The 16014-nt window shown below is 72.4% G+C and carries 13 protein-coding genes; 10 read left to right on the top strand and 3 right to left on the bottom strand.

The window, feature by feature from the left end:
* Nucleotides 1-11: 11 nt before the first annotated feature.
* Together AC2XR2_RS02475 and AC2XR2_RS02480 are read right to left on the bottom strand one after the other, a co-directional pair.
* The gene (locus tag AC2XR2_RS02475) at nt 12-1817 is read right to left on the bottom strand and encodes an alpha-galactosidase D (protein ID WP_491514095.1); all 1806 of its coding nucleotides are present in this window, start codon (nt 1815-1817) and stop codon (nt 12-14) included.
* 29 nt (nt 1818-1846) lie between these two features.
* Nucleotides 1847-3025 carry an ROK family transcriptional regulator gene (locus AC2XR2_RS02480; protein WP_491514096.1) on the bottom strand — a complete coding sequence of 393 codons (1179 nt, stop codon included), beginning with the start codon at nt 3023-3025 and terminating at the stop codon, nt 1847-1849.
* Nucleotides 3026-3117: 92 nt separating this feature from the next.
* Between AC2XR2_RS02480 and AC2XR2_RS02485 the strand changes: the two genes are divergently transcribed.
* The 7 genes from AC2XR2_RS02485 to AC2XR2_RS02515 all read left to right on the top strand — a co-directional run bounded on the left by AC2XR2_RS02485 (nt 3118) and on the right by AC2XR2_RS02515 (nt 11802).
* Complete coding sequence (locus AC2XR2_RS02485) at nt 3118-4386, top strand: serine hydrolase domain-containing protein (RefSeq protein ID WP_491514097.1); 1269 nt, start codon at nt 3118-3120, stop codon at nt 4384-4386.
* Between the two features lie 114 nt (nt 4387-4500).
* A complete protein-coding gene (locus tag AC2XR2_RS02490; protein ID WP_491514098.1) occupies nt 4501-5979 on the top strand; it encodes a CAP domain-containing protein in 1479 nt (492 codons plus the stop codon).
* A 70-nt stretch (nt 5980-6049) separates the two neighbouring features.
* Nucleotides 6050-6727, top strand: coding sequence for an AIM24 family protein (locus AC2XR2_RS02495; protein WP_491514099.1), 678 nt, complete (start codon nt 6050-6052; stop codon nt 6725-6727).
* A 209-nt stretch (nt 6728-6936) separates the two neighbouring features.
* Entirely contained in the window at nt 6937-7977 is a 1041-nt protein-coding gene (locus AC2XR2_RS02500) for a tetratricopeptide repeat protein (RefSeq protein WP_491514100.1), read from the top strand.
* Nucleotides 7974-8954 (top strand): polyprenyl synthetase family protein, encoded by a 981-nt coding sequence (locus AC2XR2_RS02505; RefSeq protein ID WP_491514101.1) that lies wholly within the window; start codon nt 7974-7976, stop codon nt 8952-8954. The genes AC2XR2_RS02500 and AC2XR2_RS02505 overlap by 4 nt, the downstream gene beginning before the upstream one ends.
* An 81-nt stretch (nt 8955-9035) precedes the next feature.
* The gene (locus AC2XR2_RS02510) at nt 9036-9995 is read left to right on the top strand and encodes a threonine ammonia-lyase (protein WP_491514102.1); all 960 of its coding nucleotides are present in this window, start codon (nt 9036-9038) and stop codon (nt 9993-9995) included.
* 175 nt (nt 9996-10170) lie between these two features.
* Nucleotides 10171-11802: a serine/threonine protein kinase gene (locus AC2XR2_RS02515; protein WP_491514103.1), complete on the top strand. Its 1632-nt coding sequence runs from the start codon at nt 10171-10173 to the stop codon at nt 11800-11802.
* On the opposite strand, the gene AC2XR2_RS02520 is transcribed toward AC2XR2_RS02515, so the two are convergent.
* Complete coding sequence (locus tag AC2XR2_RS02520) at nt 11794-13212, bottom strand: serine hydrolase domain-containing protein (RefSeq protein WP_491514104.1); 1419 nt, start codon at nt 13210-13212, stop codon at nt 11794-11796. The genes AC2XR2_RS02515 and AC2XR2_RS02520 overlap by 9 nt on opposite strands.
* 106 nt (nt 13213-13318) lie before the next feature.
* Between AC2XR2_RS02520 and AC2XR2_RS02525 the strand changes: the two genes are divergently transcribed.
* The 3 genes from AC2XR2_RS02525 to AC2XR2_RS02535 all read left to right on the top strand — a co-directional run bounded on the left by AC2XR2_RS02525 (nt 13319) and on the right by AC2XR2_RS02535 (nt 16004).
* A complete protein-coding gene (locus AC2XR2_RS02525) occupies nt 13319-14290 on the top strand; it encodes an LLM class F420-dependent oxidoreductase (protein WP_381305129.1) in 972 nt (323 codons plus the stop codon).
* A gap of 123 nt (nt 14291-14413) precedes the next feature.
* The gene (locus AC2XR2_RS02530; RefSeq protein ID WP_491514105.1) at nt 14414-15505 is read left to right on the top strand and encodes a hypothetical protein; all 1092 of its coding nucleotides are present in this window, start codon (nt 14414-14416) and stop codon (nt 15503-15505) included.
* A 61-nt stretch (nt 15506-15566) separates the two neighbouring features.
* Complete coding sequence (locus AC2XR2_RS02535) at nt 15567-16004, top strand: SsgA family sporulation/cell division regulator (RefSeq protein ID WP_330269021.1); 438 nt, start codon at nt 15567-15569, stop codon at nt 16002-16004.
* The last annotated feature ends 10 nt before the right edge of the window (nt 16005-16014 follow it).

Raw genomic sequence — 16014 nt, forward strand, 5'->3', positions numbered from 1 at the left:
TGGTGGCTCGGTCAGGACTTCGGTACGTCGATCCGGTCTATGTCCGGCGCGTAGCCGTTGGAGCCGCTGTCGAAGGTGATGGTGTTGGCGCCCGCCTTGAGGGTGACCGGCACGTACACGCTCGCCACGGTCCCCCAGTCGCCGGTGGCGGGGAGCTTGTGGCGGGTGGCGCCGCCGCCGTTGGCCGAGACGTCCACCGAGCGGGCGTCACCGCTGATGTAGGAGACCTTGATCTGGTAGGTGCCGGCCTTCGCGACCATCACGTCGTTGAAGGTCAGCTTGCCGCCGAGGTACAAGTTGCCGACCTTCTTTCCGTTCGAGCAGGCGGCGCAGTCGGCGACGGACGCGTTGCCGCCGAGGGTGTTCGTGGCGGACTCGGCTTCGTAGCCGGTGTACGTGAGGGCGGTGCCGCGCGGGGTGACCGTGAAGAGACGGGAGCCGTGGGCGGGCAGGGCCTGGGTGACCTTGTCCTTGTAGGTGCCGAGGTTCTCGTGGTTCCACAGGTCCCGGACGGAGGCCTTGCCGGTGAAGCCGAGGGTGGTGAAGTCGGCGGTGACGGCGGCGGGGGCGTCGGCGAGGTTGAACAGGGCGACCGTGTAGGTGCCGTCGGGGTTCTTGGAGGCCCAGACCTGCTGGGGGTCGGACGGGGTGACCGGCTGGGCCGGCGGGTTGGGGCCCTGGTCGATGGCGATGACCTCGCGGTTGGTCAGCAGGGAGAGGCCGTAGGCGTCGAGGCGGGTGAGGTCGTCGCCGGTGTAGAGGGGGGACTTGGCGATGGCCCACAGGGTGGCGTAGCTCTGCCGTTCGGCCTTGGTGAGGCCGTCCATCGCGCCGTTGCCGACGTCGAGGGAGTCGAGGTCGTTCCAGCCACCGGGACCCGCGTGCCGGGTCCAGGCGGGGGTGTCGTCCCAGCGGTCGTCGACGGAGTTCTCCCAGCTGACGAGCGTGTTGCAGTAGCACTCGACGTCGGTGTCCACGCGCCAGCCCTGGGAGTACTTCTTCCAGTCGGCGGCGTGGCCGATGTCGAGGGACCAGGAGAGTTCGAGGTGGATCGGGCGGCCGGTGGCGGCTATGGCCCGGTGCCAGGCGGCCACGTCGGCGACGTTGTCGTACTGGTCGCCGCTCTTGCCGGAGCCGGGGCCGACGCCGTCGAGCTTGAGGAAGTCGTAGCCCCAGTCGGCGATCAACTGGGCCTGGGAGTCGATGTACTTGCTCGTGCAGGGCTTGGCGAAGTCGAGCTTGTAGGCGCTGTCCCAGCCGTTGGTGGTGCGCAGGTCGTCGTAGACGATGTCGGCGGTGGTGCAGCTCTCCGCATTCCAGATCGGGGTCCTGCCGTCGCCGTACGCCCCCTTCTCCAGGCCTGCCGGGAGGTAGATGCCGGCCTTGAGGCCCTTGGCGTGGATGCGGTCGGCGACGGCCTTCATGCCGCTGGGGAAGCGGACCGGGTCGGGCTTCTGGCGGCCGTACTGGTCGAAGCCGGACTTCCAGGTCTTGTCCATCCACCAGCCGGCGTCGATGTTGACGTACTCGTAGCCGAACTTCTTCAGCTTGGCGGCGAGGGCGTCGGTCTGCTTCAGGACGTTGGCCTCGGTGAGGTAGCTGTAGTCGCCGTCCGGGTTGAGGCCGGGGTACTTGGAGGACTGCATGCTCCAGCTGGACCAGCCCATGTAGGGCTTGGCCGCGAGGGCGGGCGCGGGGGTGGGGGTCTCGGCGGCGTGGGCCGTGGGGACGGCGACCGCGGTGAGGGCGAGGACCAGGAGGGCTCTGGCGGGCATCAGGGCTCGCGTGGGCATGGCGAAGTACGAGGATGACCGCATGGGTCGTACCTCCAATGGGGTGCGGGTTCTTATCGGCTCGTGTCCGGGGTGATGAAGGACTGGATGGCGGTGGCGGCGGCGCCGCGCGCCCACTCCTCGAAGGGCAGCGGGCGGGTGCGGACGTCGCACTGGGCGGCGGAGCCGAACGCGGCCGCGACGAAGGCCTCGCGGATCTGCTCGGCGAACAGGTCGTAGGCGGCGAGTCCCTCGCCGGAGATGATCACGCGCTCGGGGCCGAGGAGATTGGCGACGGTGGCGATGCCCCGGCCGATCGCCTCGCCCGCGCGGGCGTACACCTCGCGGGCTCCGGGGACGCCTTCCCTGGCCAGGGCCAAGGCCTCGTCGGCGTCGGTGAGTTCGGCGCCGGTGGCCTCGCGGATCCGCCGGACGATCGCGGCCTCCCCGGCGATGGCCTCGACGCAGCCGCGGTTGCCGCAGTGGCAGAGCGGGCCGGACGGGTCGACGGTCACATGGCCGATCTCGCCGGCCACGCCATGGGCCCCGGCGACCACCCGGCCGTGCACCACAAGTCCGCAGCCGATGCCGGCGCCGACGGTGACCACGGCGAAGTCGGACAGGCCCGCGCCGGCGCCGAACCACTGCTCGGCGACCGTCAGGGCGCGTACGTCGTTGTCGAGGGTGACCGGCAACCCCGTGGTCATGGCGGCGAGTTCGGCGAGCGGGACGTCGCGCCACTCCAGGAAGGGTGAGTAGCGGACGGTGCCCTCACTCCGGTCGACATCACCGGAGACGGCTATGCCCAGGCCGAGGACGGGGGCCGTGGAGCCGTCCGTCTCGGCGAGGAGTTGTTGGGTGAGTTCCGCGATGCTCGCGAGCACCGTCCTGGGCTCGCGGTCGGGCAGGGGCAGGTGCCGTGCCACCCGGATCCGGCAGCACAGGTCGGTGAGGACGCCGATGATCTCGTCGCCGGTGACCTTGACGCCGATGAACAGGGCCCGTCCGCCGTCGACCCGGACGAGGTTCGCGGGCCTGCCGAGCGCGGGGCGGGCGTCCTCGTCGGCGCCCTCCACCAGGTATCCCGCCTCGATGAGGGGCCGGACGGCCTTGGTGACGGCGGCCGGTGACAGTCCGACACGCCGGGACACCTCCAGACGGGCGAGGGGCCCGTGGGAGAGGACGGCGGTGAACACCTGTGAGGCGGCGGGGGTGTTGGCGGGGAAGGTCTCGGCGCTGGGGGTCGGGCGCATGGTCGGGAACCTAGGGGGATTCTTTTCCGACGTCAATAAAAGAAGCAGGATTGCCTGTGCCGTTGCTGTGTCCAGCCAAGGAGAAGAGCCGGATGACATCAGTGAGAGTGCTTGTCGGGACGGTGGCCGGGGCGGTCCTGCTGCCCCTGCTCGCGAGCCCGGCCCATGCCGAGTCGCCCGCCGGGCCCGCGGTGGATCTCGCGGGTCTGCGGGGGGTGTTGCGTTCCGCGCTGGCACAGGGCGCGCCGGGTGCGATGGCCCGGGTGGAGGACCGGGGCACGGTGTTCGGGGCCGCCGCGGGGGTCGCGGACCGCGGGACCGCGCGGGCGATGGGCGACGCCGACCGGTTCCGCATCGGCAGTGTCACCAAGACGTTCACCGCGGTGGTCCTGCTCCAGCTGGTCGACGAGAAGAAGCTGAAGCTCGACGCGCCGGTCGACCGCTATCTGCCGGGACTGCTCCCCGACGACCGGATCACGGTGCGTCAGGTGCTGGGCCACCGCAGCGGGCTGTACGACTACACCAACGACATGTTCGCCAGGACGGTCCCTGGCTTCGAGGCGGTCCGCAAGAGGGTCTTCACACCCGAGGAGCTCGTGAAGCTCTCGCTGCGCAAGCCGCGCACCAACGCGCCGGGGGCGAAGTACTCGTACTCGAACACCAACTTCGTGGTCGCGGGGATGCTGGTCGAGAAGCTGACCGGGAACCCGGTGCGGACCGAGTACCAGAACCGGATCATCGAGCCGCTGAAGCTGCGCGACACGCTCTATGTGCACCCCGGCACGAAGATCCCGGGCCGGTTCGCGCGCGGGTATCTCACCCCGGACCAGGCGGGCGCGCCGCTCGTCGACGCGACCGAGCAGACCGTGTCGTGGGCGCAGGGCGCGGGCGCGCTGATCTCCAGCACCCGGGACCTGAACACCTTCCTGTCCGCGCTGCTCCAGGGCCGGCTCACCTCGGCGGCTCAACTGGCGCAGATGGAGAAGTGGTTGCCGGCGGGGACGGGTCAGGCGTACGGCCTCGGGCTGCGCCGCCGCGATCTGTCGTGCGGGGTCTCGGTGTACGGGCACACGGGGGCCGTACAGGGCTTCTACACGTACGCGTTCGCGTCGAAGGACGGCAAGCGGACTCTCGCCGCGGTCGCCAACACGTCCAACAACGGCACGGTCCTCAACACCATGCTGCGCACGCTGGACTCCGCGTTCTGCGGCAAGGCGACGAAGGCTCCGCGCGACTTGGTGGGCAAGGCTCCGCGGGGCAGGGCGGGCGGGGTTGCGCGTGGCGAGGCGGGCGGAGTTGCGCGTGACGCGGCTCCGGTCGAGCGGCACGAGGACATGGCGCCGGCGGTCACGGTGGACTGAGGCCGGGCAGCACGAGGACATGGCGCCGGCGGTCACGCTGGACTGAGGCCGGGCGGGAACCCCGGCTTCCCGGTGGGCGTTGCTCCCAGCGAACGACGACACCGGGGCGGCAAGATGAGCGAGTTGGTTCCCGGGGGCAATCTGCCCCTGCCGGAAGGGGCCGTCACCGTGCGGGTGGCCGGCCCCTTCGACGTGTCCGCGCTCGTCACGGACGAGGGCGGCACGGTCCGGTCCGACGCCGACTTCGTGTTCTACAACCAGCCCTCCGCTCCCGGCGTACGGCTCTCCGGCGACGCGCTGACCGTCGATCCCCGGCGCCTGCGCGCGGGTGCCGTGCGCGTCACGGTGGTCGTCAGCCCGGCCGACCCCGCGACTCCCCTGGGCCGACTGCCGGTCCCGGTTCTGGAGGTCACCCGCGTGTCCGGGGGTCCACTGGCCCGGTTCACGCCACCCGCTCCACGCCAGGAGACGGTGCTGCTGCTCGCGGAGCTCTACCGGCGCGGCGCCGGCTGGAAGCTGCGGGCGCTGGGGCAGGGGTACGCGGACGGGCTCGGGGGGCTGGCACGGGACTTCGGCGTGGACGTGCTGGACGAGACACCGACGACCACGGGGGCGGGCGCGTCGGGGCCGACGGGGACGGGGCGTGCGGCGGCCGCGGGGCCGGCGTTTCATGCCGAGCCTGGCTCGCCGCGGCACGGCTTCCCGGCCGCGCCCACCTCCCCGGCGTACGGATCCCCCGACCTGGCCACCCCGCGTGACCGCACCCACCCAGGGGCGCGGGGAACTGCGCGACCGGCCCCCACCGGCCCGCACCCGCCCCCCACCGCCTTCCTCGCCCTGGTCAACTCGGCCCGTACCAGGGCCGGTTCGTCCCCGGTGGCCCTCGATCCCCGCCTCACCGAAGCCGCCCGCGCCCACGCCTCCGCCATGGCCTCCGCGGGACGCCTCGGGGTCGAGGGGGCCGACGGGGTCTCCGTGTTCCAGCGCGTCACCGCCACCGGATTCGCGTACATCACCGTCGGCGAACACCTGGTGTCCGGTCCGCGCAACCCCGCCGAGTTCGTCGAGTACTGCCTGCGCACCGAGCAGCCGCGGCGGACCCTGCTGGACCCGGCCTTCACCCACGCCGGTCTGGCGTTCGTCTCCCGGGGCCGCTCCGGCGACACGTACTGGACCGCGCTGTGGGCCAGGCCCCTCACCACCGCGGACCTCACCCGGACCGCCGACGAGGTGGTCGTCCTCACCAACCGGGAGCGCGCCAGGGCCGGCCTGCCGAGCCTCGCCGTCGATCACCACCTCGCCGGCGCCGCGCAGGCGTACAGCACCGACATGGCGGTCCGCGCCTTCTATTCCCACACCTCCCCCGAGGGCACCCAGCCCTGGGACCGGGCCGCGGCCGCGGGCTCCACCCGCCGCTCGATCGGGGAGAACATCGCGTGCGGACAGCGCTCGGCCCCAGAGGTCGTCGAGGGCTGGATGGACAGTCCCGGCCACCGCGCCAACATCCTGAAGCCCGACTTCACCCACATCGGCGTCGGCTTCGCCGGCGGCGGCCCGGCGGGCACGTACTGGACCCAGCTGTTCGGCGCCTGATCCCAGGCGCCCGATTCCCGCAGCGGACAGGATCTTGGCGGAGGGAATCCCTCCGGGCCAGGATGCCCCCATGAAGGGTGACCTCTTTTCCAGTGAGCACATGGTGCAGCCGGCCACCGCGCCGGGCATGACGGTCGAGAACTCCAAGTGCATCAGGTACGCGGTGCAGGGCGAGATGCTCGCCCGCCAGGGGGCGATGGTCGCCTACCGCGGCAATCTCCAGTTCGAGCGCAAGGGCCAGGGCGTCGGCGGCATGCTCAAGCGGGCCGTCACCGGTGAGGGACTGCCCCTGATGACGGTACGCGGCCAGGGCGAGGCCTGGTTCGCGCACGAGGCCCAGAACTGCTTCATCGTCGACGTGGAACCGGGTGACGAGTTCACCGTCAACGGCCGCAACGTCCTGTGCTTCGACGCCTCGTTGGCGTACCGGATCTCGACCGTGAAGGGCGCGGGCATAGCCGGCGGCGGTCTGTTCAACAGCGTGTTCACGGGCCACGGCAAGCTCGGCCTGGTCTGCGAGGGCAATCCGCTGGTGATCCCGGTCTCCCCGGAGTTCCCGGTGTACGTCGACACCGACGCGGTCGTCGGCTGGACGGCGGGCCTGGGCACCTCGCTGCACCGCTCGCAGTCCATCGGGTCGATGCTGCGCGGCGGTTCGGGCGAGGCGGTGCAGCTGATGCTCCAGGGCTCGGGCTACGTCGTCGTACGGCCGAGCGAGGCGACCCCGCAGAAGGCCCAACAGCACTGAGAGCACCAACAGCACCGACACCGGCGCCTCTCACGGTGATCTGCGCCTCACAGGCAACCCCTCCGCCTCCGTCCCCGTCTTGATCGGCAACAGGTGAGGCCCCGGCCCCCGGGTCGGGGCCTCACTCTCGACGCACTATACGCACCATGTATACGCGGCATGTATACGCGAGCTGTATAGATGGGGTGTATACGGACGGAAAGGCATGCATGTACGGCAAGGCATTCGCCCCGGAGTACCAGGGCGCCCTCACCACCCTCTCCGTGAACTCCTCGCTGGACGACGTACTGGCCGCCGGTACCGAGCAGTTGAGAGCGGCCGAGCGGGCCGGGCGGCACGGTGAGGCGGCGCGCTCCGGGCTCGCGGTCGCCGAGGCGCAGCGCCGGCTCGGGCGGATCGCCGACGCCGACCGGACCTGGAAGGCGAGTTACCGCGCCGCGCGACGGGCCGAGGACACGGCGGGGATGGCGTGGGCGCTGTGGAGCGGCGGCACACTGGCCCGGCAGCGCGGCGCATTCGCCTTGGCGCGCAGGCTGTTGGGGCTGGCGGCCGAACTCGGCGAGCGCGGCGGGGACGTCGTCGTGCGCGGCTATTCGCTCGCGGGTCTGGCCGAGACGGGCCGCATCCAGGGGGACTACGAGGCCGTCGGCCGACTGCACGAGCAGTTGCTGGCCGAGGCCAGGCGGCGCGGCGAGGCCCGGCACACCGTGTGGGCACTTTCGGGCATCGCGCAGATGCACCGCAACACCGGGTCGTACGACACCGCGTTCGCCATGTTCGAGGAGGCGGCCCGGATCGCCGCGGACGCCGACGACCGGCGCGGTCACGCCTGGGCGCAGCGCGGACTCGCCGACCTCGTGTCGGTGCGCGACGGCGACACCGAGCGGGCCCTGGCCCTGCTGTCCGAGGCGGAGACGACCTGCCGCACGATGAACCTCTCCAGCGCGCTGGCCTACAACCACAAGATGCGCGGCAACGTCCTCTACCGGGCCGGGCGTTACGCCGAGGCACGCGAGCTCTACGAACAGGCGCTGGCGGAGTTCCGCGCCATGAGCGAGCCGCGTGGGGAGGCACTGTCGCGGTTGGGGCTCGCCAAGTCCCTGGCCCGCCTGGGCCGCGACCGGGCGGAGACGGCGGCCGAACTGGACGATCTGGCGCGGGTGCTGGAGCGGACCGGGCTGCGGCACGCGCGGGAGATGGTGGCGCGGGCCCAGGAGGAGTTCGGCGTACGGGCGGAGGCGGTACGGTGACGACACTCGCCGCTCCCGAAGTCCTCACCCGTTGCCGGGAGTTGGTGCGACCGGCACTGCGGGAGGCCGTCGGGGAACTGCATCCCTGGGTGCGGGAGATGGCCGCCTACTCCTTCGGCTGGTGCGAGGTCGGCGGCGCCCCGGCCACCGCGTCCGGCGGCAAGGGCGTACGGCAGGCGCTCGCCGTGCTCGGTGCGGAGGCGGCCGGCGCGCCCGCCCGGGCCGGGGTACCGGCGGCGGTCGCCGTGGAACTGGTGCACGTCTTCTCCCTGCTCCACGACGACATCATGGACGGCGACCAGGCGCGCCGCGGCCGTCCCACGGTCTGGAAGGCGTACGGCACGGGCCCCGCGGTCCTCGCGGGCGACGCCCTGTTCGCGCTGGCCGTGGCGACCCTGGCCGACTCCGGAGCCGGTGCCGGTGCCGTGCGCCTGCTCTCGGCCGCGCTCCTGGACCTGGTGCGCGGTCAGGCCGACGACCTCCTGTTCGCCACGCGTCCCTGGAGGGGGCCGGAGCGGGTCCGGCCGCAGGAGTACCGGGTCATGGCCGAGGGCAAGACCGGAGCGCTGCTGGGCTGCGCGGCCGCGCTGGGCGCCCTGCTCGGCGGGGCTCCGCCGGCCGAGGTGGCCGCGCTGGACCGGGCCGGACGGCATCTGGGGGTCGCGTTCCAGATCGTCGACGACGTCCTGGGCATCTGGGGCGACCCCCTGGTCACCGGGAAGCCCGTGCACGGCGACCTGCGGGAGCGGAAGAAGACGTTCCCGGTGCTGGCCGCGCTCGACGCGTCGACACCCGCGGCGGCACGCCTCGCCCGGCTCCTGGAGTCGGACGGCGCCCCGCGGGAGATCGCGGCCCTGGTCGAGGAGTGCGGCGGCAGGTCGGCCGCCGTCGCCGAGGCCCGCCGTCACATGGCGTACGCCGAGACGGTGGAGGCGCTGCGGCCGCTCCTCGACCACCTGCTGAGACGCGACGTCTGACGCCCGGCTCGCCGAGTTGACCTGCGCCGTCCGCGGGGACAGGGTTCGAGGGGACCCCTCTCCTCCGGAAGGAAGACCGTCTTGATCGGGATCACGGACATCGAGCGGCAGGCCGGGCGGATCGCCCCGTACGTCGTCCGCACACCGACCCTGCCCAGCCCCGGCCTGTCCGCACTGCTCGGTGCTCCCGTCACCGTCAAGCTCGAACTGCTCCAGCGCACCGGCTCGTTCAAGGCGCGCGGGGCGACGGCCAGGCTGCTGTCACTGAGCGAGGCGGAACGGGCGGCCGGGGTCGTGGCGGTCAGCGGCGGCAACCACGGGATCGCCCTCGCCCACATGGCCGCCGCCCTCGACGTCAAGGCGACGGTGGTCATGCCGAAGTCGGCACCCGCCCGGTCCGTGGAGCTCGTGGCGGCCACCGGCGCGTCACTGCGGCTGACGGACGACATGGACGGCGCGTTCTCGCTCGTCAACCGACTGCGGGACCAGGGGCTGACACTGGTCCACCCCTTCGACGACCCGCTGGTGATCGCCGGGCAGGGGACGGTCGGACTGGAGTTCGCGGACGACGCGGACGACCTCACCGACGTCCTCGTCAGCGTCGGGGGCGGCGGTCTGATCGCCGGGGTCGCGGCGGCGCTGCGGGCGCGTCGTCCGGGGGTCAGGGTCTGGGGCGTGGAGACCGAGGGCGCCGAGGCCATGTCCCGGGCGCTCGCCCAGGGCGGCCCGGTGCCGGTCGCGCTGTCCTCGGTGGTGTCCACGCTGAGCGCCCCGGCCGTGTCGCAGTTGACGTACGACCATGCGGCGGCTCTGGTCACCGAGGTGCTCGTGGTTCCGGACCGGGAGGCCGTGCGGGGCTGCCTGGACCTCGCCGACCACGCGAAGGTGTGGGGCGAACCGGCGGCCGGCTGCCTCCTGCCCGCCGCCCGACAGGTGCGCGAACGCGTCGGCGACGACTGCCGGCTGGGCCTCGTGGTGTGCGGCGGCAACGCGACGACCGCCGACGTCATGGCGTGGGCCGAGCGCTTCGGAGTGCGTTGAGCGAGGCGCTCGGACCCGGTCGAACGAGGCGCCCGACTCCGTTCGTTCTACTGACTTGTGAGTCAGATACCGACCGGTCAGAAAGCGGATTCCACCGGTTGAGGATTTGATTGAACGGACCCCGCCGCACCCGCCGTACCTCTGTGAAAGGTGAGAGCCAGGGGTTCAGCGAGGGATGACCATGGTCAAGGCGCACGTCTCCACACACGGGTTGGTCGCGGGACGGTACCGGCCCCTGGACGTCCTGCATCGCGAGACCAACCGGACCTGCTGGTACGGCGAGGACGTCTCGGTCGAACGCCCCTGTCTGCTCACCGAGATCGAGCTCCCGGCCTCCACGGACGAGGAGACCGCGCTGCGCACCGCCGGGGGTGTCGTGCGGATGTCCAAGACGATGCGGGTGGTCTCCCCCGGCCGGATCGCCTCGGTCGTCGACGCCGTGGTGCAGGAGGGCGTCCTGTGGACCGTCACCGAACCCGTCGACGGCATACCGCTGGGTGAACTGCTCGCCCAGCGGGGGACGTTCGACCACGCCCAGGCGGCACGCGTCGGTCTGGAGCTGCTGGAGGTGCTGGAAGCGGCGCACGGCGAGGGCATCACGCACGGCGAACTCAGCCCGGGCCAGGTGTTCGTGCGCGACCGGGGTGCCGTCGTGGTCACCGGCTTCGGCCTGGCCGGCGCGACCCTCGCCCCCAGGCTCTCGGCACCCTCGTACGCCTCCCCCGAACAGGCCCGTGACGAGCGCATCGGTCCGGCAGCGGACCTGTGGGCACTCGGCGCGATCCTCTACACCCTGGTGGAGGGCCGGCCGCCGTTCCGGGACCGCGACCGTCCCGCGGCCACCCTGAAAGGGGTCGACCGGTTGCCGCTGCGGGCGCCGGTGCGGGCCGGACCGCTCACCCACATCATCCAGGGGCTGCTGCGCAAGAACTCCCAGGAGCGGCTGACCCGCTGGGCCGTGCGCAACGCGCTCGTCAAGATCCTCAGCGAGGAGCCGGACGCGGTCCCGCCGGAGGAGCCCAGGCAGCGGCTGCGCGGCATGCCCGGTGTGGCCACGGGCCGCGGCAGCCGCGTCCTGATCGCGGGCACCGCCCTGGCCGTGGTCGCGGTGGCCGCCGCCGTCCTCACGATCACCAAGGCGCTGCCCGGCACCGACTCCGCGACGACCGGCGAGGCGCCCGCCCCGTCCGCCTCGGCCTCCGCGCCCGCCCCGGCGCCACCGTCCCCGTCCGTCTCCGCGTCCCCGTCGGCCTCCGCGCCCGGGAACCGTACCGACGAGACCTCCACCCCTCCCACGCCCACCCCGACCGGGTCGGCGTCCCCCACCGCGGGCACCGGGTTGCCGTCCGGGTACCGCGAGTACCGCTCCCCCGAAGGCTTCTCGCTCGCCCTGCCGAAGGGCTGGAAGCCGCTGGACACCTCGCGCCAGGATGATCTGGCCTACCGGGTCACCTTCGGCGCCGCCGGCGACCCGCGCACCCTCGCCGTCACGTACAGCAAGGCCGTGGGCTCGGACGCGGTGGCCGTCTGGCGCGACGACGTGGAGCCGGACCTCGAGGACAACCCCGGGTACGAGCGTCTCGGTGACATCCGTGCGACGACCTACCAGGGCCGGGAGGCCGCCGACATGCAGTGGATCGAGAAGGTCGACGGCACCCGGGTGCGCACCTTCGGCCGCGGCTTCCTCATCGGCGGGGGCAGCGGCTACTCGCTGCGCTGGACGACCCCGGCGGACGACTGGAACGACGCCGCGAACCAGACGGCGCTGGACACCTTCCTGCGCACGTTCGAGGTGCCGTCAGTGTGAGCCGCGCGGCGCCCTCATCCGCCGCAGCGGGCCCACGTGCAGCGGCCGGGTGCGCCAGCGCGCGGTGAACGTCCGGTCCTCCGGCGAGCACGTGACCAGCAGGTGGTGCGGGGTCTCCAGGAACGCCACGTCGACGAAGAGGGTCCCCGCGTCGGTCCGGCCGCCGCTCACCGCGACCGGGACCGGCTCGTCGACCACCGTCCAGCCGCCCTCCCCGAGCCCGGGCCCGAGTTCCAGCCGCTCGCCGCCGTCCACCAGGGTCACGCGGCCTCCCGGGCCCACCTCGACCGCGGTCAGGCTCGGCTGGTCCGCGCAGGTGCCGGTGGCGGGGGTGAACACGCTGGTGCTCTCCGCGGTGACCGCCTTGCCCTCGGCCGGAGGCAGCGCGAGCCGCGTCAGACGGTCGGCCAGCGCCGCGTCCGCCGCCTCCCGGCCGGGCAGCGGGCCGGGCCCGAAGGCGGGCAGCAGATGCTCCCAGGTCAGGTCAAGGACCTGCTGCATCTCCTCGCTGTCCGAGGTGATCGCCAGCACGGCGTCCTGCTCGGGCAGCACCACGCAGAACTGCCCGTAGGCCCCGTCCCCGCGATAGCCGTGCCGGGAGATCCAGAACTGGAAGCCGTACCCCTGCTGCCAGTCCGGCCAGCCGCCCTCCGGCCCTGTCTCGTGCGCGATCCGAACGCGCGTGGCCTCCGCGACCCACGACTCGGGCAGCAGCCGTTCGCCCTCCCAGACACCGCCCCGCAGGTACAGCAGACCCAGCCGGGCGATCGCGTCGGTGGTGGCGTGCAGTCCGCTGAAGCCGAGCTCGCGGCCCGCCCGGTCGTGGATCCAGGCCGCCTCGCCGATGCCGAGCGGCTCGAACAGGCGGGGCCGCAGGTACTCGGTGAGCTTCTGGCCGGTCACGCGCTGCACGATCGCGCCGAGCGTGTAGGTGGCGGGCTGGTTGTAGGCGAAGACCGTGCCGGGCTCGCGGTCCGGCGGGACCAGCAGGAAACCCCGGACGAGCTCGCCGCGGTCCAGAGCCAGCGCACGGTCCAGCGTCTCCTCCGCATGCCCGCTGGCCATCGACGCGACATGCCGTACGAGCATCGCGCGGCTGCGCGGGTCGGTGACGTCGGCCTCGAACTCCGGGAAGTACGAGATCACCGGGTCGTCCAGCCGGATCAGCCCCTCGGCCACGGCGAACCCGGCGGCCGTGGCCGTGAAGCTCTTGCTGAGCGAGTAGAGGAGGTGGGGCCGTTCCGGGGCGTACGGCGACCACCAGCCCGAGGCCACGACCTGGCCGTGACGCAGCAGCATCAGGCTGTGCGGCTCGATGCGCGGGTCGGATTCGAGGGCGTCGAGGAAGGCCTGTATGCCCGCGGCGTCGACGCCCTGGGCCGCGGGGGTGCTCGTGGGCAGGGAACTCATGCGGGCATCCTGCCGCGTTTCGGGGCCATGATCGAGAGGGCCTCGGTGTGACGGGGAGACGGCGGGAGACCCGTTTTCCCCTCCGGTCACCGGGGACTCGGACCCCATGGTGCAAATCGGATACACGATGATGACCGAGCAGGCCGGTCCGCGTGACCTCGTGGGCCATGTGGTGCGGGCCGAGGAGGTCGGCTACGACTTCTCGGTGACCTCGGACCACTACTTTCCGTGGCTGCGGTCGCAGGGACACTCGCCGTACGCGTGGAGCGTGCTCGGGGCGGCCGCGCAGGCGACCTCGCGCATCCCGCTGATGACGTACGTGACCTGTCCTTCCTTCCGCTACCACCCGGCGGTGGTGGCGCAGAAGGCGGCGACCATGCAGCTGCTCTCGGAGGGGCGGTTCCGGCTGGGTCTCGGATCGGGCGAGAACCTCAACGAGCATGTGGTGGGCGGCGGCTGGCCGTCGGCCGACGTACGGCACGAGATGCTGGAAGAGGCCGTGGAGATCATCCGCGCGCTGTTCCGGGGCGGCCATGTGAACCACCGCGGGAAGCACTTCGACGTGGAGTCGGCGCGGTTGTGGGACCTGCCCGACGAGCCGCCGCGGATCGGCCTCGCCGTCTCCGGGGAGCAGTCGTGCGAACTGGCGGGCCGGCTCGCCGACCTGGTCATCGCCACCGAGCCCAAGGCGGGCCTGCTCGACGCGTTCGACCGGCACGGCGGCGAGGGCAAGCCGCGCGTGGGCCAACTCCCCGTCTGCTACGACCCCGACCGGGACACGGCGATCAAGCGGGCGCACTCCCAGTTCCGCTGGTTCGGCAGCGGCTGGAAGGTCAACTCCGAGCTTCCGCACCCGGACGCGTTCGAGGCGGCCACGCAGTTCGTCACGCCCGACGACGTCGCCGCGTCGATCCCCTGCGGTGACGACCCCGACGACTTCGTCGAGGCGGTACGGCCGTACGCGGAGGCCGGGTTCACCGAGATCGCCCTGGTGCAGATCGGCGGTGACGCGCAGCCGGAGTTCCTGGACTGGTCGGAGAAGACACTGCTGCCCGCGCTGCGCGACGCGTTCGCCTGAGCGGGACGGCTGCCGGGGCGGCACCCGGGGGTGCCATAGGCTTCCGAGCTGCACAGGGCGCGGTCCGAGGCGCTGTTCCGCGACACTGTGCGGTCCGAACGAGCCTGCCCAGGAGACGCACCCGTGACCACAGCGATCGACCCGTCCGAGACGCCCGCGCAGACCCCGGTCGAGACACCGGCCGAGATCTGGGTGGAGCCCTCGGCCGAGAGGTCCGCCGCCCCGCTGTCCGACCTCGTCGCGCGGGACGCCCGCGAGTTCGGGGTGTACGCGCGGACCGGCGGCTGGGCCTTCGGCCTGATGGTGGCGCGCAGTGTGCGCCCCGGCGGCCAGGGCGCGTACGAGACACCGAAGGTGTCCGCGAAGGAGTTCGCCGAGCTCGCCGGCTGCTCCCCCGAGCGCGTCCTTCGCTACTACAAGGCCTGGGACCGCGCCGCGGACGACGGCATGGTCCCGCACTTCGAGGCGCTGTCCCCCGGCCAGGAGGTGGAGCTGCCGGACGCGGACGTGTGGCTGGACTACTACTCGTCCCGCAGCAGTGCCACGTCCGACCGCGGCACCGCCATCGCCGAGGCCGCCGAGGCCGAGGGCATCCGCCCCACGAAGGCCCTGGAGGTCGCCGAGAACCCGACCGCCCTGCGCGCCGCGATCCTCGCCGACCCCTCCACCGCCCGGGCCGCGCGCAGCGCGCTGCTCGACCGCATCAAGGAGGACCCGGAGCTCCAGGCGTCGCTGGCCCGGGACGTGGTGCGCACGGACGACCTGAAGAAGGCCGTGGCCACCGAGAGCCGGGCCGCCGACCGGATCGGGTACGTCCGCCAGATCGCCGAGTCGGGTCAGGTGAAGACGCCGGCCGGGCAGACCATCGACGCCCCGGTGGACCTCCGCCAGGAGGCCGAGCGCCACCTGTCGCTCCTGGCGGAGCTGGAGGAGGACGAGGACACCGGCGAGTGGGCGGCCGAGGCGTTCGACACCATGAAGTCGCTCGTCGCCGAGGCCGTGGAGGCCGATCCCGAACTCCGGGTGCAGGAACGGCGGACGAAGTTCTACAGCAGCCTCCAGAAGGCGACCAGGGCCTTCGAGGAGCTGACCTTCGACGACGCCCAGGACTTCTACGAGGACGACATGGTCCAGCAGTTGGAGGAACTCCAACAGGCCATCGCCGCGTGCATCACGTCCCTGCGCGGAGTGAAGGGGAATCACCCGGAAGGCTGAGCATCTTGGCCGTGGGAGGGGTACTAGAGGGCTCTACGTCGTTCTCCCCGGAGGCCTCCAGGTGAACTCCTTCGTCCACAGGACCGCACACAAGACTCTCGTCGTGCAACTCCAGGCGGGCGGTACGGGCCGTTGCCCCGTGCTCGCCCATCTGGGGTACGACGCGGCGGACCCGTTCGCCGTCACCGCGGTGTTCAGCCATGACGGCCGGGTGCTGGCGCGGTGGCGGCTGGACCGGGAGATGCTCGCCGAGGGCCTGAGCGGCCCGGTGGGCGTCGGGGACGTGCGGCTGAGCCCCGTGTCGACCGGGGTCTGGGAGGAGCTGCGCATGGAGTTCTACGGCGAGGCCCGCACCGACGGGGGCCGCCAGCACGCGGTGGTCTTCGCCTGGGCCCCGGCGCTGGCCTCCTTCCTGCGCGAGACCCGCGAGATCGTGCCGCTCGGCCAGGAGGAGGTCAGCGTCGACGACTTCCTGGCCTCGGTCATCGCCGGTGGCTGAGACGGGTGCC

The sequence above is a fragment of the Streptomyces sp. LS-MS-L19 genome (assembly GCF_058382285.1).